17 protein-coding genes are annotated in these 20,151 nt (G+C 53.6%); 9 read left to right on the top strand and 8 right to left on the bottom strand.

Going from position 1 to position 20,151, the window contains the following annotated elements:
• Positions 1–38: 38 nt before the first annotated feature.
• Together ACRRUX_RS06135 and ACRRUX_RS06130 are read right to left on the bottom strand one after the other, a co-directional pair.
• Entirely contained in the window at positions 39–1,706 is a 1,668-nt protein-coding gene (locus tag ACRRUX_RS06135; protein ID WP_432528247.1) for a FapA family protein, read from the bottom strand.
• 213 nt (positions 1,707–1,919) lie between these two features.
• Complete coding sequence (locus ACRRUX_RS06130; protein ID WP_432528245.1) at positions 1,920–2,945, bottom strand: methyltransferase; 1,026 nt, start codon at positions 2,943–2,945, stop codon at positions 1,920–1,922.
• Between the two features lie 245 nt (positions 2,946–3,190).
• On the opposite strand from ACRRUX_RS06130, the gene ACRRUX_RS06125 reads away from it, so the two are divergent.
• The 3 genes from ACRRUX_RS06125 to ACRRUX_RS06115 are packed head-to-tail and all read left to right on the top strand — an operon-like array spanning position 3,191 to position 7,200.
• Positions 3,191–3,574 (top strand): hypothetical protein, encoded by a 384-nt coding sequence (locus ACRRUX_RS06125; protein ID WP_432528243.1) that lies wholly within the window; start codon positions 3,191–3,193, stop codon positions 3,572–3,574.
• Positions 3,561–4,718 (top strand): hypothetical protein, encoded by a 1,158-nt coding sequence (locus ACRRUX_RS06120; protein ID WP_432528241.1) that lies wholly within the window; start codon positions 3,561–3,563, stop codon positions 4,716–4,718. Before ACRRUX_RS06125 ends, ACRRUX_RS06120 begins: the two co-directional genes overlap by 14 nt.
• Positions 4,719–4,722: 4 nt before the next feature.
• Positions 4,723–7,200: a putative bifunctional diguanylate cyclase/phosphodiesterase gene (locus tag ACRRUX_RS06115; RefSeq protein WP_432528239.1), complete on the top strand. Its 2,478-nt coding sequence runs from the start codon at positions 4,723–4,725 to the stop codon at positions 7,198–7,200.
• A gap of 204 nt (positions 7,201–7,404) precedes the next feature.
• Here ACRRUX_RS06115 and ACRRUX_RS06110 read toward each other — a convergent pair whose 3' ends face one another.
• The 6 genes from ACRRUX_RS06110 to ACRRUX_RS06085 all read right to left on the bottom strand — a co-directional run bounded on the left by ACRRUX_RS06110 (position 7,405) and on the right by ACRRUX_RS06085 (position 13,183).
• A complete protein-coding gene (locus tag ACRRUX_RS06110; RefSeq protein WP_432528237.1) occupies positions 7,405–8,727 on the bottom strand; it encodes an alkaline phosphatase in 1,323 nt (440 codons plus the stop codon).
• A 26-nt stretch (positions 8,728–8,753) separates the two neighbouring features.
• Entirely contained in the window at positions 8,754–9,701 is a 948-nt protein-coding gene (gshB, locus tag ACRRUX_RS06105; RefSeq protein ID WP_432528235.1) for a glutathione synthase, read from the bottom strand.
• Between the two features lie 48 nt (positions 9,702–9,749).
• On the bottom strand, positions 9,750–10,481 hold the full coding sequence (gene rsmE, locus ACRRUX_RS06100) for a 16S rRNA (uracil(1498)-N(3))-methyltransferase (protein WP_432528233.1): 732 nt from the start codon (positions 10,479–10,481) through the stop codon (positions 9,750–9,752).
• A gap of 13 nt (positions 10,482–10,494) precedes the next feature.
• Positions 10,495–11,226, bottom strand: a complete 732-nt coding sequence (locus ACRRUX_RS06095) for an endonuclease (protein WP_432528322.1) — start codon at positions 11,224–11,226, stop codon at positions 10,495–10,497.
• Positions 11,227–11,317: 91 nt separating this feature from the next.
• Complete coding sequence (locus ACRRUX_RS06090) at positions 11,318–11,869, bottom strand: SprT family zinc-dependent metalloprotease (protein WP_432528231.1); 552 nt, start codon at positions 11,867–11,869, stop codon at positions 11,318–11,320.
• 156 nt (positions 11,870–12,025) lie between these two features.
• The gene (locus ACRRUX_RS06085; protein ID WP_432528229.1) at positions 12,026–13,183 is read right to left on the bottom strand and encodes a hypothetical protein; all 1,158 of its coding nucleotides are present in this window, start codon (positions 13,181–13,183) and stop codon (positions 12,026–12,028) included.
• 343 nt (positions 13,184–13,526) lie between these two features.
• Between ACRRUX_RS06085 and ACRRUX_RS06080 the strand changes: the two genes are divergently transcribed.
• The 6 genes from ACRRUX_RS06080 to ACRRUX_RS06055 all read left to right on the top strand — a co-directional run bounded on the left by ACRRUX_RS06080 (position 13,527) and on the right by ACRRUX_RS06055 (position 20,138).
• Positions 13,527–14,834 carry a sigma 54-interacting transcriptional regulator gene (locus ACRRUX_RS06080; protein WP_432528227.1) on the top strand — a complete coding sequence of 436 codons (1,308 nt, stop codon included), beginning with the start codon at positions 13,527–13,529 and terminating at the stop codon, positions 14,832–14,834.
• 667 nt (positions 14,835–15,501) lie between these two features.
• Positions 15,502–16,059, top strand: a complete 558-nt coding sequence (locus ACRRUX_RS06075) for a hypothetical protein (protein WP_432528225.1) — start codon at positions 15,502–15,504, stop codon at positions 16,057–16,059.
• 54 nt (positions 16,060–16,113) lie between these two features.
• Positions 16,114–17,214: a hypothetical protein gene (locus ACRRUX_RS06070; protein WP_432528223.1), complete on the top strand. Its 1,101-nt coding sequence runs from the start codon at positions 16,114–16,116 to the stop codon at positions 17,212–17,214.
• A 63-nt stretch (positions 17,215–17,277) separates the two neighbouring features.
• Positions 17,278–17,949, top strand: coding sequence for a C39 family peptidase (locus ACRRUX_RS06065; protein WP_432528221.1), 672 nt, complete (start codon positions 17,278–17,280; stop codon positions 17,947–17,949).
• Between the two features lie 24 nt (positions 17,950–17,973).
• Positions 17,974–18,654: a hypothetical protein gene (locus ACRRUX_RS06060; RefSeq protein ID WP_432528219.1), complete on the top strand. Its 681-nt coding sequence runs from the start codon at positions 17,974–17,976 to the stop codon at positions 18,652–18,654.
• Between the two features lie 146 nt (positions 18,655–18,800).
• On the top strand, positions 18,801–20,138 hold the full coding sequence (locus ACRRUX_RS06055; protein WP_432528217.1) for a transporter: 1,338 nt from the start codon (positions 18,801–18,803) through the stop codon (positions 20,136–20,138).
• The last annotated feature ends 13 nt before the right edge of the window (positions 20,139–20,151 follow it).

Below are 20,151 nucleotides of genomic sequence, written 5' to 3'. Positions count from 1 at the left end.
CGGACCGTCATTCAAAAGCCCGCATGCTCAATTGGATATCAGCGCGGAGCGACGAAGTTGGGCTTGCTCTGATAGTCAAAGATCACTTCTTTATGCTGTACCTTTACGGTGCAATTGCCATGGATACGATTAGTCTTGTGGCTGGCCTTGCCCAATACAATTTCAACATTCGGAAACAGGCAGCGACGCACCTGAACATTGTGGATTTCATAGTAGTGTTCAAGGTGGTGAAGCAGCTCATCCAGTTGTTTGCTCAGTTGATTTAGTTCGGTGGCAGTAAACAGCAGATCTTTATTCATCTGCCGGAATCGCTCGTTGTCCTGACTGGCAGTGGTTTTCTGCTGAAGCTGGTTTTCCAGGCGGATTTTACGGACAACCAGAGTTTGCTTCTGCACTTCCAGTTCTTTGATTTGCTGCTTGAGATCAGCGCGGTGGTCATCACATTCAACCCGGGTGCGGGTGCTGGCATCAGCCCCCAGGGCGACGACTTTAATGGCGCTGGCGCGGATACTGCCGCCGACAATATCCCCGCGTTTGCCGAAACGATCGCACACCATAATATCGCCCTGACTGACTACCTGACTGTGCAGTAACTGGCGGGTAATATTGATATCGCCACCGGCATTCAGGTTGGCATACTGTACGAACGGCGCGCAGATTTGTCCCCGGGCAACCAGGCTGGCAGCGAGACTGTGGGTTTCATGGTGCTGACGTCCAAGCACTCCCTGGTTGATGACGATATCGCCACCGGACTCGAGTTGTGCCGATTGCACCAATCCCTGTACGCAGATATCTCCTCTGGCCCTGACCTTCATCCCCTCCTTGATATCACCACGGATGAGCACGCTGCCTTTGAATTCGACATGTCCGTGGGCCGGATCAACATCGTGCAGCAGCAATACTTCATCAACCAGCATGCCGTGAGGTGTTTCCTGCGGCAATCCGGCGCGATCGGCCAGCAGCACGGCGGGATCTGTATTGTCCAGGCGGGTGCCCGGACCGGGAATGAGGTCAATATCTTTTCCCGGCAGGGCGGGCAGCACTTCTCCCCTGACGTTGTAACCACTGAATCCTGCACTGGGTGGGCGTTTAACCATTAATATGTCGCCACTTGATACCGACGCCAGCTTGCCCAGATCCCGCAGATCAACCGTGCCATTATCGCGCTCTTTGGGTTGCATCATGCGCTCCCGGGCCAGAGGAACTTTGCGGATATTTTTGGCGTCGCGGCCGTGGTGGGGAAGCCGCCCTCTGGCGATCATGCCCTGGAACACGCTGCCGGGCGCAGCAAGTGCACTCTGTTTCAGCAATTGTTCTATGTTGCCTTTGAGAATACCGTTGCGGATCTGATGAGTTTTCAGCTGTTTGAGGACGTCGAGCAGGGAGGCTTTGCGACCACCCCAAGGGCTGGTGATATGCAGTTGTACCTGCATCAGATCGGTACTTATGTCGAGTTTCAGGATGGCATCCCGGCGTTCGGCGATGGGATGGCTGAGGTGTGAGTGATCGCCGGCGGCATGGCGCCGGGACAACTCCTGAGTCACATATTCAAGATGTTGAGACAGTGGGCAATAGTGACCAAATCCAGCGTCTTTGATGGCTTGCATGATGTCTGCAGTCGCAAGGCCAAAGTGTTCCATGGGGGCGCCGGTCAGGATAAGTTGTCGCTTATCCGCGCTCAGACTGATTAACTCAGGTGAATTCATTTGCTTCCCTTGCAAATTTTTTCCCAAGTATATCAATGGATTTTCTGGTTGAAATGGCAGCAGTACAAATTTGTGGCAAAAGCATCAAACCGGGTTTACGGCACATTGCTTGTTATGCTGTCGTGCGGAAAACAAAAACGGCCGACGTGTACTTAACGTCGACCGTAACGTTGGCCCTGCAATAGCATTTAGCGTTGGGTTGCTGTACCTGTGCTATTTGTACTGGCGATAGACCTTGAATTTGTTGTTTTCTGCCACGCAATCTACCTTGCCGAAGTGGCTGGCAATGGTCTCTGAGTAGGGCAGATGACGGTTGGCCACAATTTGCCAGCAGCCTTTTGGCTGCAGGGCGCGGTGGCTGTCACGAACGAAGCTCAGGGCAATATCTGTGGTGGCTGTTAATCCGTCATGAAATGGTGGATTGGAGATAATGGCATCGAATGCGCCCTCAGTCTGACTCATGCCATCAGAGGCATAAACTCTGGCCTGCAGCTTGTTGGCTGCCAGTGTTAACTCACAGGAGGCCAGTGCCATGGCGTTAATGTCTACACATTCAAGCTGCAGCTGGGGATTGGCCTTCAGCAGGCAGGCGGCGATGACGCCGGCTCCACAACCGAAATCAAGCACCCGTCCATGCAATGATGGCAGATGCTGCAGCAGTAGCTCTGTGCCCATATCCAGCTTTTTCTCGCTGAAGACTCCCACCAGATTACAGATACTGATATCACCCTGAGGCGTGCTGAGGGTATAGCTGCTGACCCAATCCTGCAGCACCATTGCCGGGGCTGTGTCGATCAGCTCTGCGGCAAACAACAGACAATGGCGGGCATTGTCCAGCTTGGTGCAACTGCCAAAATACTCAGGCAACATTTTAGGCAGCGACTTAATGCCGCCTTTGTTATCACCGGTTACCAGCAGTTGTCCGCCCTGGCTGAGGTAGTTGGCCGCGAGGTTAAACAGATAGGGCGCCAGTGACTTGGCCTTGGGAAAGTGCACTATGACGGTATCAAAGGTCTCCGCCTGAGGCAGACAATGGCCAAAGAATGTGTTCAGTGCGCCGCCCTGATGTGGTGCCAGCGTCAGATAATGATGAAAATCCAGCGCCAGCGCGGTGACTGAGCTGGCATTGTGCAGCAGCTCTTTGGCCAGCAAATCGTCTTCATGGTTGAGCAGAAGTACCTTGTGCCCATTTACCAATTGATTGTTTCGAGTAATAAGTTGCGAAGAATTGCTGAGCACTGGCGAGCCTGGAGAGTCAATAAACAAAGCGCCATTATAGCCCAATGACTGAATCGGTTTAATTGGAATTGCGCGGCAAGTTCAGGTTTTTCGCCTAAGCTTAGTCAATGACGGCATGGACAGCCTTGGACGGTTCCTGTGTCGCCCAAGCTGTTGGTGCCTTGCGCGAAGCGGGGAGGCCCGGCATTCGCTGTAAAGGATTACGGAGCATTGGCATGCACGGCAAGGCGATAGGGATATGCTTGTTGTTCAGTTTGATATGGGAGCCGTGCCTGGCGGCTCAGACCATCACCCATGATTCCGTCGCTGCCTACCATCCATCACAGGCCGAATTGCGTTTGATTTTCTCCCGCCAGAAGTTGTTCTGGCCCAACGGCGAACCTATTACGGTATTTATCCTGCAGCCTGACTCCGGTGAACACAGGCAATTCTGTATTGAAGTGCTGGAGTTGATGCCCTATGTCCTGCAGCGCAGATGGGATCGACTGGTGTATTCGGGGACTGGAGACCGTCCCAAAATTGTCCCCAATGAACAGGTGATGAAAACCCTGGTATCGGTAACCCCCGGGGCCATTGGATATCTGGTGTCCGACAGTGTGTCACAGGGAGGTGACCATGAAGGCAAGTAACGTATTGTGTTTACTGGGACTGGTAACCTGCACTGCAGCGGCTCAGGACTGGCAGTTCAATGGTTATGCCAGTCAGGCTTATGCCCATGTCAAAGACAGTGATTTTATAGTTGGTGCAGATGGTGACAGTCTGGAGTTGACCGAAGTCATGGCCACCACATCCTGGCAGCCCTGGTCCAGGGGCCGAATAGCCGGTGCCGTGACTTATCGGCGCTGGGGCAATCTGGCGGATGCTGAGGTCCGGGTTGACTATCTGTTTGCAGAGACTCACTGGCAACTGCCCGGGGGGCATGTCGGACTGCGGGCCGGGCGAATGAAGAATGAGGTCGGCTTCTATTCCAGCACCCGTGACATGAGTTTTACCCGTCCGGGAATTATGTTGCCTCAGTCTATCTATTCTGACTATTTCCGGGATGCCCAGTTGCACGTGGATGGCGGGGACCTGTTTGGTCGCCTGAGTTTCGGAGAGGGGATTTTTGATTGGCACCTGATGGCCGGTGCCAGTGCCAACAGTGGTGATTTGACCCGTAATATCTTTGGTGAGGGCGATGTGGGTGAGCTGGATGCTCACCGGTTTTTCAGTCTGGATATGGAGTATCAGGCAGAGCACTGGCGTTTGGGGGCCACTTATTATACCGCCGGCGTTGATTATCAGGCTGGCGGCGAATTTATCGATGGCGAGCTCGAACTGCATGCCTGGGTATTGTCGGCCAAATACAGTCGTTCCTGGTTTGAGCTGACAGGTGAAGTGTTGCTGGGGGATCGTCATACAGAGGGCATTTATTTTCCGCTGCAGGCCGGTGAGCGGAGGGATGACAATCTGGGCTATTACCTTGAAGGCCGTGCGCTGTTGCCTGAAAATGTTGAAGTTTTTATTCGATACGATGATTACACCGATAACCTTAACGACTCCGGCGGAAAGGCCTATGCAGCGCAGACTGGTAATCCTGCCTATTTTGCGTACAGTAATGACTGGACCCTGGGGGGGCGCTGGCTGGTTAACAAAGACTGGCTGGTGGCCGCCGAATATCACTGGATCGAAGGCGCCGCCTGGGTAGCACCGTTGCTGCCACGGGATCCTTCGCGACAGGGAAAAGACTGGAGCATGTTGATGTTGCAGCTGTCATATCGGATCCAATGGTGACCCTATGATAGAAAGGGGACATACATACTGGTTTCTGAGCCTGAAATGGAAATTATTGGTCAGCGTCCTGTTGATGATGCTGATTGTCGGCGTTGTCCTGGGTTCCTTCGCCGACCGACAGTTGACCCGTCAGCAACAGCAACAGCTGCAATCCCAGCGCCAGACTCTGGCCAATAACCTGCAAAGCTCCATTCGCCGCTCGGTCGATCGTGCCGTGCGGGTTTCTCAACAAATCACCTTGCTGGCCTCTGAAACCCTGTCTGAAGAAAGTTCGTTTACCCGGCTGCAATCCTGGCTGGCGGTACGCTGGCCGGATGTGCAGATGCATTGGGATTTGACCGGACTTGGGCTGTATGACGATAAGGGCCGACGCCTGCAGTCACTGGGGGAGTCGCAGTTACCTGAGCTGGCGCCGGTTTCGTCGGATACGGCACTGACCGCGCCCGATTGGCTGGTGGTCTGTGAGATAACCTGCAGGCTGCAGGTGCTGGTGCCGGTGGTTGCCGAGGGCAAGATTTATCCGATGCTGGTAGAAACCGGGCTCACCGATATTCTGGTGGGATTGCAGGGCAGTGAAAATATGGAGTTTGCTGTGCTTGGCGGTTATCAACCCGGCGTGCCCGGAATCGGTTTCTGGGGACGTGAGCTGTTCAGTATCAGTGATCGCAAGGCGACCCTGCCAGTGTTGCAGCGGGTAGCCAGCCGGTGGGCGTGGAGCGCGCTGTTTGATGGTGAGAAGATTTTCAGCAGTGAGCAACAGTCGCTGGCTGTATGGGCGTTTGCGCTGGACACCAGTGAAGTTGGCCCGGCACTGGTGGTCATGAGTGATCTGTCCCAGTGGCATCAGGCGATGTCCAGATTTCAACGCAATATGATGGGCATCATGCTCAGCGCGTTGATCCTGGTCAGTCTGTGGCTGATGGTGCTTGCCTGGTCGCCCATCAGTCGGTTACAGCGCCACGCCAGGACTTTGCCTTTGCTGGCAAAATCAGATTTTGATGGTGTGCGCCGGGCGATTCCGACAGCGTCTTCCGGGGTGCAGGATGAGGTCGATGATGTTGAACAGGCGACGCTTGAGCTGACTGACAAGCTTGAATACTTACAGCAAATCGTGGTTTCCCGCACACAGGAACTGGAAAAGCTGGCGATGCTGGATATGTTAACCGGCTTGCCCAATCGTCCTATGTTGTTGCATGAGCTTAATAAATCTATCGCCTGTGTCGGACGCCTGCATGAGCAAATTGCTCTGTTGTTTCTGGATCTGGACGAGTTCAAACGCATCAACGATACCCTGGGTCACAATGAGGGCGACAGGTTGCTCAAAATTGTCGCCGGACGCCTGAATGACAGTGTTCGGGCCATGGATACCGTGTTTCGCCAGGGAGGGGATGAGTTCATCATCCTTATCAGGGGGATGGAGCATGAACAGGAGATCCCGCGGGTCATTCATAAAATCTTTTCGGCGCTGCAGCAGCCGGTGATGCTCAAGAGCCATAAGCTTATTATCACCACCAGTATCGGTATTGCCTTCTGCAAAGATGCATCCATGTCGCCTGAAGACTTAATCAAGCATGCCGAGCTTGCCATGTATCAGGCCAAACATGCCGGGCGCAGTAATTACCGGGTTTTCAGCTACGATATGCTGCACCATGCCAATAATCGCATGATGGTGGAGCAGGATATCGGAGCGGCCATTGCCGACAATCAATTATCTTTGTACCTGCAGCCAATAGTGTCGCTGGATGACGGCTCCCTCAAAGGATTTGAGGCGCTGATCCGTTGGTTTCACCCCGAGCGGGGGCTGATTATGCCCGGTGACTTCATTCCGGATATTGAGCACTCAGATGCCATTATTGAAGTGGGCAACTATGTACTCAGGGAAGGGGTTCGTATGCTGAGCCGGTTACAGCGCAACTATGGCGAGAAACTGTACCTGGCGCTGAACCTGTCTGCCCGTCATTACCTGGCCGATGGTTTGAAAGAGACGGTTACCGAACTGCTGGCGCTTTATCCGGTAAAGCCTGACACTCTGTTGCTGGAAGTGACAGAGGAGAGCGTGATTGAGCAGGTGGATTTGGCCATGAAGGTGATGCGGGATCTCAAGGAACTGGGCATCCGCATTGCCATCGATGATTTCGGAACCGGTTATTCCTCACTCAGTTATCTGAAACAGCTGCCTTTTGATGTGCTCAAAATCGACCGCTGCTTTACCCGTGGCGTGCTGGATAATGGCGTGGATACACACATAGTGACCACTGTTATCGAACTGGCCCACAATCTTGGGCGAACCGTGGTGGCCGAAGGTATAGAAACCGATGCCCAGGAGGAGTTTATGCGCGCCGCAGGTTGCGAGTTAGCGCAGGGCTACCTGTATTCCCGCCCCATTGGAGAAGATCAGTTGCAGCGTATTCTGACTGCTGGCAGTACACATCATATCTGGCCCAAAGCGGAAAACTATCTGCAGATGGGCAAGCTGGGGTAATCGCCCCGCGACTACTTAAGTTTTGCGGTTGAGCTTTGCCAAACGAGCCTTATCGGGAAAGTTACTGTGGTTATGTACAATGCGGTGAATCAGCCTGGACTGTCACCATCTGGAGTGTGAGCGAAGCCGGAGTGTGAGCCGTTGCGGCAAGTAAAAACAGCGCCATCAGGCGCTGTTTTTTATGCTCAGGCATTTACTGTCAGGTTACTGCACCTTGGCTGGTGTTGGGGATGGCAGCAAACTGGCCAGTTTGTTGGCTATGTCAGTGTTGTCCTGATGTCCACGGAACAGTCCTGAACCTGCGCCTGCTGCAAATACCTGAACATCAACGCCGGTGTGACCACCAGTGGTCCAGCCGGTATTGGAGTGACTGTTTACTGTGGTTCGCAGTGCCTTGGTCATGGCATCCTGGCCCTGCATTCTGGCCTGATCCAGTTGCAGCCATTCCTGCTGGGAAGGCGTAAAGCCCAGACCGGTTGTTACCGCCTGCTGCCATTGGTCGGTAGCGATTGCCTGTTTGGCAATGCTCTCGGCTGTCGCTGTCATACCGCGGATAGCCTCTGGATTCCAGCGATACTCACTGTTGGCACCTATGGTCAGTCCACCGGTAGAGTGATCGGCCGTGACAACCAACAAAGTGTCCGGATGCTGACGAACGAACTGTTCAGCGACTTCCACCGCATTGGCAAAACCGTGCATTTCTCCCATGGCGGCGCCGATGTCGTTTCCGTGGCCGGCCCAGTCGATCATGCTGCCTTCAACCAACAGGACGAAACCTTTGTTATTCTGAGACAGCAGTTCCAGTGACTTTCTGGTCAGGGTGGCGAGTCTGTCTGCTTCCGGCTCATCCTGTACCCAGGGCAGGTGAATATCGGCAAACAGTCCCAGTACATCAGGCTTGTTGACCTGCTCAAGGGCGTCCATTTGCGTCAGCACCTGATAGCCCTTGGCGCGGAATTTATCTCTGAGTGATTCAGGGAAATATTTCTGTCCACCACCGAGAATGACTTCGGCATCGGTTGCCAGGTAGCTTTGCGCCAGCTCATCATAGCTCTGGCGGCTTTCACTGTGACTCAGGAACGCCGCAGGAGTGGCGTGGTTTACCTGAGAGGTCACTGCAACCCCGGTAGACAGGCCTGCCTGTTTAGCCCGCTCGAGCAGAGTGGGCACCGGTTGTTTCTGGCTGTCGACACCTATGGCGCCGTTGTAGGTTTTGATACCGCAGGACAGGGCTGTGGCAGCTGCTGCCGAGTCGGTGACATAGCCACTTTCCCGGGCGGGGAAGGTGCTGGCATTGCCGACCAACAGGCGGTTGAATACAGTTTCCTCCACCTCTTCGGTGGCCGGATCATCCATATACAGGCGATAAGCGCTGGTATACGCAGGCCCCATGCCATCCCCCACCATAATGATGAGGTTTTTCGGCGTGCTGGGCACCTGTGGTAGACCTTCCGCCTGCAGTTGTGTGGTACTGAGAAGCAGTGCCAGCAATCCGGCAAGCTGTCCTGCTCGAGGGGAGAAAAACATAATCACTTTCCCTGTATGAGGTTGAGTTAAGAACGAATTCGCTGTTCGATGGCGTCCATCAGCATACCGGTAATATCCACCTCAAAGGCGGCTTCAATTTCCCGGATGCAGGTAGGGCTGGTGACATTGATTTCGGTGAGTTTATCGCCAATCACATCCAGACCGACAAAAATCAAGCCGCGCTTTTTCAGCTCAGGACCAATGGCTCTGGCGATAGCCCAGTCTGACTCACTCAGTGGGCGAGGTTCACCGCTGCCACCGGCGGCCAGATTGCCGCGGGTTTCACCTTTTTGTGGAATGCGCGCCAGACAGTATGGCACCGGCTCACCGTCCACCACCAGAATGCGCTTGTCACCCTGAGTGATCTCGGGAATGAACTTTTGCACCATGGCATACTGACTGCCGTGCTGGGTCAGGGTTTCAATAATCACCCCCAGATTGGGATCCTGCTCTTTCACCCTGAAAATGGAGCTGCCGCCCATGCCATCCAGCGGCTTGATAATGATGTCCTTCTCCTGCGCATGAAACGCGCGGATACGCTTGGCATCGCGGGTCACCAAGGTTTTCGGGGTAAACTGGGCGAACCAGGCGGTAAACAACTTCTCGTTGGCATCCCTCAGGCTCTGGGGCTTATTGACGATCAAGGTGCCTTTTTCTTCCGCCCGCTCCAGCATGTAGGTGGCGTAGATATATTCGATGTCGAATGGTGGGTCCTTGCGCATCAAAATCACATCCAGTTCTGCCAATGGGCGTTCCTGCACTTCGCCCAGTTGGTACCAGTTGCCGGCATCCTGCTGCACGCTCAGCGGGTGCATGGAGGCGATGGCCTCGCCGTCAACCAGCGCCAGATCTTTCATTTCCATGTAATACAACTGGTAGCCACGGGATTGGGCGGCCAGCAACATGGCAAAGCTGGAGTCCTTCTTGATGTTGATGGAACTGATAGGGTCCATCACTATGCCGAGTTTAATCATTGATGAAATTCCTTAATAGCTGGCCGGGTTGCCGGCAACGGGGATGGGTTAACCCAAATCCCCCAAATGCAGTTGCAGTGCGCTGATGGCGGTCAGGGAGGCGGTTTCGGTACGTAGCACCCGCGGGCCGAGCAGCACATCGGTAAAATGATAGGTTTCTGTCATGCCGATTTCGTCTGCCGACAGGCCACCTTCAGGACCGATCAGCAGGCGGATCCGCTGATTGTCTCTGGGCAGGCCGCCGATGCCGAATGCCGCTCTGGGATGCAGATTGAGCTTCAGCGCAGCGGTTTGCTCAGCGCACCAGTCTCTGAGCTCCATTGCTGGGCGAATAACCGGCACCACACTGCGACCACTCTGCTCACAGGCGCTGATGGCAATTTTTTGCCATTGCTGGATTTTTTTGTCCAGACGTTCGCCATTGAGCTTGACCCCGCAGCGCTCGGAAAACAGCGGAGTGATGGTGTTGACGCCCAGTTCCACCGATTTTTGAATGGTGAAATCCATGCGATCACCGCGGCTGATCACCTGACCAAGATGCAAATTCAGCGGTGATTCACTGGCATTGGCCTCGCAGGAGAGGACCTGCACATCCACGGATTTCTTGCCGGCGGCGATAATTTCCGCCAGATAATTGTTGCCATCGCCGTTGAACAGACAGATCTGCTCACCAACGCCCATTCTCAATACCCGGCCAACATGGGCGGCTCCATCTTCATCCAGCGATACCTGCGCCTGAGCTGACAGGGCAATGGGCTGATAAATACGTGGAACTCTCATGAAACTGACTACCTCATTCAGCCAGGCGAGTGCCGTCATTGCGGGCATCACACTGGGATTTAACAAATGGATTATGATTGCCCTGAACCCGGGCGATTTCAGCATCCCGCTGACATTCTACGGGATCTACCGGATAAGTTTTATCCCAGGCACTGAATAATTTTTGCTGATTGGCGGCAATTTTCAGGCCGTAAGTCTGCTGCATATAAAAATAAGTCCGGGCGATGGCACCGCGGGCGCGTGCCGGTGGTTCGGCTTTGCGGCCTTTGAAATCCACCACCATCTGACACTGACCATATTGTCCTGTGTCGGCATTCCACTGACTGAAGCGATAATTGCTGCGATCGCCATTCACTTCGCCGATGGCCGGCACCAGATTGTGCAAATCCGCTTCCATCCGTTTGAAACCGGCATCCTGTTTGCCGCAGTTGGCGCGGCCGCCCTCCTGCCAGCATTGCAATTGATGGCCGAATTCCCAGGCGGGCACTATGTGTTCCCACTCGATACGGTTGGCCCGATTCACCTGTTTACGAACCTGATAGCCGCAGCTGTTCAGCTCAGGTTGCCATTTTTTGCCGGCGGTGTTGATGTCGCAGCCACAATAGAAAGTCTTGATGTCGCCCTGTGCCGCGTAGATGGCAGTGGCCATTTTTTTGGCCTGGGCAAAGTTTTCCGGATGACTTGGGGAAGCCTGCGCGGCAATGCAGTACAACAGGCCAGACAGCAGTATAGCTGGCCTTAACATAATTGATTTCAAAATGATTCCCTAAATGACTGGCTGGCTCTCTGGCGGAGCCTGGCAGCAGTTTAAGGATTGCCCGGAAGGCTGGCAAGACTCAGTCGGTGCGTCGGCTCAGCAGCTGGCGACATTGGCGGCAAAGATAACGGCTTTCTCCCCGCTGTACCTTGTTGTGGCGTCTTACTGTCAGTTCCACCGGGCCACACTGACACTGGTAAGTGAAGGTCTGGCCTTTCACCGAGCTGATATCAAAATTGTGGCTGGCACGGGGAGCCAGATTGAATACCTGACGCATGATCGCCTGCCATTGCTGGCCATGGGGCTTGATGTGTTTGCCTGTGCCATAGAGTTGAAAACACAGCAGATGGGCGACTTCATGGGGCACTACTTCGCAGAGAAAGGCCTCTGGATTTTCTGCCAGCAGCACCGGATTGAACCTCAGCCGATTTTGCTGCAAATGAGCGGTACCAGCGCTTTTGCCCCTGAGCTTAAAGCTGATTTCCGGGCGGGGAAAGCGGCGCTTGAGCAGGTGCTCGGCATCCTGATAACAGGCCTGGCAACGCTCAATAACCTTGCGTTGCAGCGGATCTGTCACTGCCGGGATAGCTGGGGATGAGGGGGATAAAGCGGCTTTCAGGCGTTGTAACATGGTTTGACTGGCAGAAATACGGATAAGCTCATAATACCCGTATTTCCGCTGTGGCGCTTCAGTGAGTCAGCGTTCCCAGATTGCCCGTCTGCTGACTCAACCTGGACCGACTTAACTGGAAACCAATTCTCGTTGGCTCTGTAAACAGGATTGACATCAGAGTGCTGCGGCCGCGGCCTGCAATAATTGCAGGGTTTGTTCAACTATCTCCTGCTCCATTTTAGGCTCATATCCCTGGACTCTGGGAGTGTGGATATGGCCAGTGGCAATCGGGCTGTTCATCAACACCTGCAATCGCAAGGCACGATATGAGATTTCGTTGGATAAGTAACCGCCGCCTCCGCCCTCTACGGACGTAGCCTGCTGCAGCTCGCCGATGGACAGGGGGCTGAATTCCCCTTTCTGGCTGGTGGTCACCGTATGGTGATCATTAACGGGCCAGCGTCCCTGTACCTGAGTCATGGCCTGGGCAGGCAGCGAGAACTCAATAAACTCAGGGCCATTTAATACCTTGCCCTGAAACAGGGGCGGCCTGGGATGGGCTTTATCTGCGCCGGTCAGCACATTGCGGTTGTCCGGCGCCGCGGCGCTGCGATTGCGACCGACAAAGCGCTCCAGATCAAACTGATCCCGTCCCATACTGACTGTCACTACCAAATCAACCTGCCTGTCACGATATATCGGAGTTAGCAGTGACTCGATAAGCCCTTCGTCAAAGTCGGTGAAGCGCACCGGGATCATTACCGTTTCGATTTGCGCTGTTTTCCCGCCGACTTCAAACTTTTTGCCATCCAGGCTCAATGCCACCAGACCGGAAGGGTTGCTCTGGGCAATATTCCGATCGAGGAAGAAAGGGTCAAAACCTGTGACCAGGATACGTAACCGGGCATCGTCATCGAAGTGAATATCGCTCATGCCTCGGGAGCTTTTTTCCACTGCGTTGAGCAGTACCTTGCGTTGCCAATCGACCAGTTTAATGCCGGCCGGAGCATCATTCAGGGTTTGGCGCAGCTGCAGACGGCTCCAGTAGAGTGAGCGGTCATCGGGATTGCCAGATTGCACATCAGTCACCGCTTGTTGCCATAAGCGGGTGCCCAGCTGGGCAACGTCCCGGGTCAACACCAGTTCATTGTTTGTCTGGGCAAGAGTTGGCAACAGTTTACCGGTGATCCCCTGATAGCGTTCAATGACCTGAGGCATTGCCTCCCGGGCTGCCGGCAACCGGGATTCCTCAACCTGATTAGCCTGTACCGGATGAAGACAAAGTAAGGTGGAGAGTGTCAGCGGTAACGTTATCCATAACCTGGTGAGCATAGAAGTCCCTCGTTTGGTTTAGCGCAAACGTCAGTAAAATTGTCTGTCAAATGAACAGTATGCACCAGAGAGATGGGATAACAAACAGTCCTGTACTCAGTTCATAGCTCAGGATTATTAAAAATAACAACTCAAAACTGTTTTGCTATATAGCTGGTGTTTGCTTTACTGAAGGTCTATTCTGGATGTCCTTTCTATTGTGGCTGAAGACACTATCAAAAAAGCAGAGTGTAAATTATTACACTGAATGCACCATGGATGGGTAGGAGATACCTACCTCAAGTTCGCCACCCCACCGGGGCGGCGCAAAGACTCAGGGAATAAGATAGCAGGATTCATCGCCATGAACTCTTCGTTGCTCTATATAGGTCAGTATGCCGATCAGAGCCTGATTGCACTGTTGCGCGATCGGGGTTACCAACTCAGGATTGGTGATCTCGCCGAACTGACTCCTGAATGCATGAAAGCCAGCATCTGTATCATGGACTTACGCCAGTGTTTTGATGGCGGGTGGGCCATGCCGCTTGCCAAACAGCTGGATAAAAAGATGTTGTTGCTGATGTTGGCTGATAGCGAGGCATTGCAGGAGCCACAGCTTGCCCGGCTCATTTCTCTGTATGCGGCAGATTTTCACACCGCCCCTTTACAGCAGGAGCGCCTGCTGGTGGTTCTTGGTCATCTAATGGGACTCAGTCGATTGCGCCAGGTGCTGGCGCAGGGGCAAAAGCGGCGTCCGGCCGGTGCGGCATTTTGTCTGATGAGTCAGCTGCATACACAATTATCCAAGATTGCCCCCACCAATATTCCGGTACTGATCCGCGGTGAAAGTGGCGTGGGTAAGGAGCTGGTGGCCCGTCAGATCCATGGTTTGTCGGATCGGGCTGCAGGTCCATTTGTTGCGGTTAACTGTGGCGCGATAGCCTCAGGTCTTGTGCAGTCTGAGTTGTTTGGCCACGAAAAAGGCGCATTTACCGGAGCGGTTAATGCACACCTGGGCAAAATTCAGCAGGCTGATGGTGGAACGCTGTTTCTGGATGAAATAGGTGATCTTCCATTGGATCAACAGGTTAACCTGCTGAGATTTCTGCAGGAGGGCAAGTTCGATGTCGTTGGCGGCCAGCGCAGTCACACGGCCGATGTCAGGGTACTGGCAGCCACTCATATCAATTTGGAGAAGGCCATTGATGAGGGCTGTTTCCGGCTTGATCTGTTTTATCGCCTCGATGGCGTCACCCTGTATGTGCCCCCTCTGCGCCAGCGTCAGAATGACATCATTCCTTTAGCTATCGACTTTATTGAGCAGTTTGCCGCTGAGTTTGGGCTGGCACCGAAAGTACTGTCGCCTGAGGCTGAAGCGGCGTTACTGGCCCATGACTGGCCTGGTAATGTCAGGGAGCTGTTGAATCGCAGTCGTCGCGCCGTGGTGCTTTGTGATGGGCAGGAAATTTCACCGGGAGATTTGGAGCTGCGAAGTGCCATCCAGTCACCGGTCGTGCGTTCGCTTAAAGCCTTCCGGGATGAAGCCGAGAGGCAGGCGCTGGCTTCTGCGCTGCGGCAGTGTGATGGTCAGGTAGAGTCGGCAGCGATTCAGTTGAAGGTATCCCGGGCCACTTTGTACCGATTATTGGAAAAACACGGTATCGCGGTGTGATAACCGCAACCCTGCCGGTCAATAGCACTCTGGTTCATGCAGGCCACTGCTCAGTGGCTGAGTGATGGTTTAGCTGACGGTTTGTCTGATGAACAGCGGATTTGCTGCAAGGCTTGCGTCGGCGCATGGATATTCCAGGCAGCAGATGTGCGACTTACTGTTTGCCTGACTGTCTCTGGTTGTTTTTGGAACAATATGTTGTCAGCGTTTTTAATTCACTGAGCTGGTTGCACAAGCTTCTATCTGGCCGCCTTTGTGCGGCCTTTCTATTTGGGTCTGGCGTTCACTGTTGATGCTGTATTGCTGCTTATAGCCTGGCATTCAGCAGACAATAGTCAGACCAACAGTTGACATTAATTCCCTCATCTCCATTTGCCCGGCTTTTTGTACTTGGCTGTGCTGAATGGGATTGGATTTTGGCAGCACTATCCCGAAAGCGCTGCACGCTCTTCTTATGACCCGCCAGCGTCATCCTGTCTTAACTTCGAGAACGTCTTTCAATCTTAGACTCGTCAATTAATTCAATCAGTTAGCTATTGTTCAGTCTTAAAAATGAGACGCCATTCCTGCGCATTAATTCACAAAGTATTGATAAATAAGCTTAATCAACATTGGCATCGGGCTTGCGATGTGATTGACGGATTGTCCGGATGACATGGGAGGAGATGTGAAAGGAACAGGCAAGAGCACCCTTTGGGCTCTGTTGATCATCACTTCGGCGTTTGTGTCGGCTCAGGATGTCAGCGTGATAGGCAATCAGGCGTTTCAGGGCGCCAGCGGACGGGCGGCGGTAAATATGGCCGCCGGCAACTTCAATCAACAAGCCAACAATCATGCCATTGGCCAAGAGGCCAGCGTCAGACAAAGCAATCTGTTGATGGCTGATGATTGGCAGGCTGGTGATGGAGAAGCCATCAGCAGTATTGAATCCATGGCATTTGCCGGATTCACCGGGATGCTGAGTGTGAATCAGGTCAGCGGTAACCAAAACCTGCAGATTAATGCTGGCGCGATTTCATCGCTGCCAACGGCACTGGAGGATAGGGATCTCACACTGGTTAGCGCGATGACGCCCGGAATGATTGCTGATGCGCCCGCAGGTCAGACTCTGATTGCTGCCGACAGTTTGAGTCAGGCGCAGGGGGTTATTCAGCTCAATCAGATTTCCGGTAACAGCAACGTTGCCGTAAACCAATTCTCGTTACAGCTGTCAGGCGGGAATTGAACAGCGGGAAGGGCCATTCAAGGCTTTTCTTCAATCCAAATGGAGGAATGGAAGATGAACAAACTACCTTTAGCAATGATTATCGCTGCAATTATCAGTGTACCGGCAATGGCCGAAGATGGTTCAGGCAGTGATGTCACTCTCACCAAAAAGGTAAATGTTGAGAAGGATCTGAAGTACACAGGAGAGGTCACCATCGAAGGTACTATTACCGCAGATGGTTTGGGTATGGCTGTTGTAGAAAATAAACAGGGTTCTGTTTATAACCAGGCATCCAATTACTATCACAACAACAGTGCCGGTATTTCGGATACCGCATTCCAGAATGCAGCCGGTAACATAGGGGTGAACGTTGCCGCAGGCGACAACAACGCCCAGGCAAACTCTGCGGCACTGGCTGCTATCGATGCTGAATTTGCATTTGGTTCCGGAGATGCAGAAATCTTCAGTGATCAGCTCAGCATGTCCAATTACACCACCAATCATGGCAGTACCAACAGCGCCTTTGTTGGTAATGATTCCTTCGCCGGTGCCAGCGGTAATATCGGCGTTAACGTTGCATCAGGTAACAATAACGCGCAGGCCAACAATTTGGCGGCATCTGTGTACAACGGTCGTCTGGGTGAGGCTTCTGTCTCCAACAACCAGGCTACCGGCGGCAATATGGTGATGAATCAGGGGGTGGTGGAAGATACCTATGCGCAGGTTCAGGTTTCTCTGGCGCTGGATGCAACTGGTACTTACAGCGGTGATTCTGAGATGACCTCTCAGTACTACCCGGAAATCTGGCAGGACCCTGACGGTATTCACCGCAGTGGCGATGAAACCCTGTGGGGACACATTGATTTCAATCAGGACACCGAGTCTGGTGGTCTACCTGATGCTGACAGTCCAGACGGTGTTGCAGATGAAAACATGACCTTCCACGAAGCCGGTGAATTGACTCTGGCTGGCACTGTGACCGGTAACCTACCGATGATTATTCAACAGGTTAAACAGCGCAGTACCAATACCGCCCGGGTCAGCGGCAATGCCTTTAGCGGCGCAACCGGTAACATTGGCGTGAACATCGCCTCTGGCACCGGCAACCTCCAGGCCAATAACCTGTCTCTGACCGCTATCAATGGCGGCGGTGGCAGCCCTGGCAACGAGTAAAGGGTGTGGGGGAGCTTGCTCCCCCCTCTTTGCATCATGAATCAATCATTTATCCGGACAGCTTTGTTTCTGGTTCCACTCCTGGGGGCTGGCGCGGCAGAAGCCGTTGATGCGGTGCTGACAGGGTTAATCCCCAATGTTGGTCACTATCAAAAGCCCGTGCAGAGTATTCGAGAGCGCAGATTCGAGCATTTGGTCGCGCAGCAGACCGATTTTTCCTGTGGTGCGGCCAGTCTGGCTACCATTCTGAAATTTGCCTATGCCATGCCCAAACTGCAGGAGTTTGATGTGATGAACGGCATGCTGGAAAAGGCGGATATGCAGCAGGTTGCGCAGAAGGGATTTTCGTTGCTGGATATGAAGCGCTATCTGCAGACCGTCAGTCTCAGGGGACGGGGCTATCAGGTGGGAATGGATGAACTGATGCAACTGAAAATCCCGGCTATCGTCCTGCTCAATGATAACGGCTACAACCACTTTGTGGTGCTCAGACGTATCGAGCGGGGGATGGCATATCTGGGGGATCCGGCGCTGGGAAACCGCATCATTCCGTTGGATGAATTTGAGAGCAAATGGAATCAGGTAGTGTTTGTCGTGATAGGGCGACAGTACGACAAAGACACAATACTGCTCAGCCCGCGTGAGCGGCTGAGTTACCGGGCGCTGGAGCCTGTTTCACCCATGTCGGATGCCGAGTTGATGGAGTTTGGCTTTTACTATTCCGACATGCTGTGACAAACGGCGGTTGCAGGAGGGAGTATGCAAACGAACGTCATAAAAGTGGTGCTGTTGTCAGGGACCTTACTGGCAGGCAATGTTCTGGCCCGGCTTAACGAGCTGTCAGAGCAGCAGCTTGGCAGCATTCGCGGCAAATATACCGTCAGCGGTCAGGATTATTACTTTGGCCTGCTGATGCAAACCCGCTATCTGCAGGCCGATGGCCAGATTGGTCAGGCCAATATGCAACTGGAGATTCACTCCGCAGGATTGGTGCAGGTGACTGTCGCCGAGGCTGTCACGGCCACTGATCAGAGTATGGATTTAAATACTCTGGGGCAAAGCGCCGGTCTGCAACAGCGCATTCAGATAGGTGGCAACGCCAACCAGGGACTGAATGACCTGAATCTGGCTGCGGGGCAGCTCGCCGCCTTGCCACAGGGCGTGGAAGTAGCCGTTGGTCAGCAGTGGGTAAGCAGCAATGGTGAGGTCATTTATTCCACTCAACCCGGGCAACTAGGGATGCAAATTACCTTGCCCGGAGCGGTTTCGGTGCAGGGGCTGGTCAATACCAGCGGGTCCGGACAGCTATTACAAACGATTGACCTGCAGGGCTCAGGGCTTGGGATAAGCAACCTGACGCAGCTCAGATATGCAGGCATTGACGTCGGCAGTTTGTCTGGTGCCGTTCTGGCGCAGCAACTGCTTGGACTGAATTACTGACACCAATAGTGCCTTGTTGCGGGGAGAATGATTGCACTTCGCAACCGGGTATCGCATCGCAGGCCCTGATGGCGTCTGCGTCATCCTGTCATTCCGGGTCCGGGCAGGCAGTTATCCGGATGACCTTTATATTGCGGGGTACTCCTATGAACAAAGCAATCTTGCCTGGGCTTATCGCCCTGTCTCTTGGATTGCCAACGCCATTATTCGCTGCAGATGCGCTTGACCCGGCGCAGGTAACGGCGCAGCAGGAGGAAGCTCTCAAACAGGAGATCATCCGTCTTAAGCGCCAGTTGTTGATGATGAACCAGCAGCTGCAACAGCAGCAACAGGCATTGAATAACATGGCGCAGCGGGTGCTAAACAGTGAGCAGGTGTTGCATCAGGTCAGCGGTGGTAAAACTGCTCCGCCAACGGTCGGTCAGGAAGGGATTGCCAGGCCAAAGATCCCATCCGGTACCCGGGTTGAGCAGCCGGTTGCAACGGCGGCTACACAGTCGCAGACAGAAGGGGGGGAAGATACCAAAAAGGCACCGGATCGCGGCCGCAGTACTGAGGATGTGCTGCAGGAAACCCATACGGTTTTCAGCCGTAAGTTCAGCATTGAGCCTTCGTTGAGTTACAGCTATTTCAGTCGCAAGGACTTAATATTGAGGGGTTTTTTGGCGTTGGATGCGATTTTTCTGGGAAACCTGAATCTTGATCGGATCCGTACGTCCAATGTGCAGCTGGATTTGACCAGTCGCTACAGTTTCAATGAAAACTGGCAGATTGATTTGTCGCTGCCCTTTATCTACCGGGAAAACCAGTTTGATTCGGTAGGGGAGGGAAACTCGAGTCAACGCTATGAGGTCGCGCGGGTTCAGGACACGCTGTTGGGGGATATCAGTGCAGGTCTTTACTACCGCATCATGGCGGAAACTCAGGATGCGCCCGATTGGGTATGGAATGTCAGGGTCAAAGCGCCTACGGGTAAAGATCCCTATGGCATTCCGCTGCTGACCTCTGAGTCAGGCAACCTGACCTATCCCAGTGAAATGGCGTCGGGAAACGGTGTATGGGGGATCTCGACGGGCTTCAGCCTGGCCAAAACTTATGATCCGGCGATTGTGTTTTTCAATCTTAACTATGGCGTTAATTTGCCGCAGAAATTTGACGACATTACCGGACAATCCAGCGTCGTTCCCGGGGAGATAGATTTGGGGGATTACATAGATTACAGCGTTGGTCTGGCGTTCGCGGTATCGGAGAAAATGAGCCTGGGGATGAGTTTCAACCAGCGCTTTTTCAGCAAAACCCGACAACGGGTTGAAGGAGGGATGTGGGAGAAAATTCCCCGCTCGGACACCAATACTGCCACTCTGGGATTGGGGGCTACACTGGCGTTGACCGACTCCCTCTCTATGGTGACCACCATAGGTGCCGGATTGACCGAAGATACCCCGGATTATCAGGTCAGCCTGCGCTTTCCCTATCGGTTCTGATGGTTTTGGCCGA

It is taken from the genome of Shewanella sp. GXUN23E, assembly GCF_050865035.1.
GTDB lineage: Bacteria > Pseudomonadota > Gammaproteobacteria > Enterobacterales > Shewanellaceae > Shewanella.
Note: the sequence above shows the minus strand (reverse complement) of the source record. Positions and strands in the feature narration are given on the sequence as shown.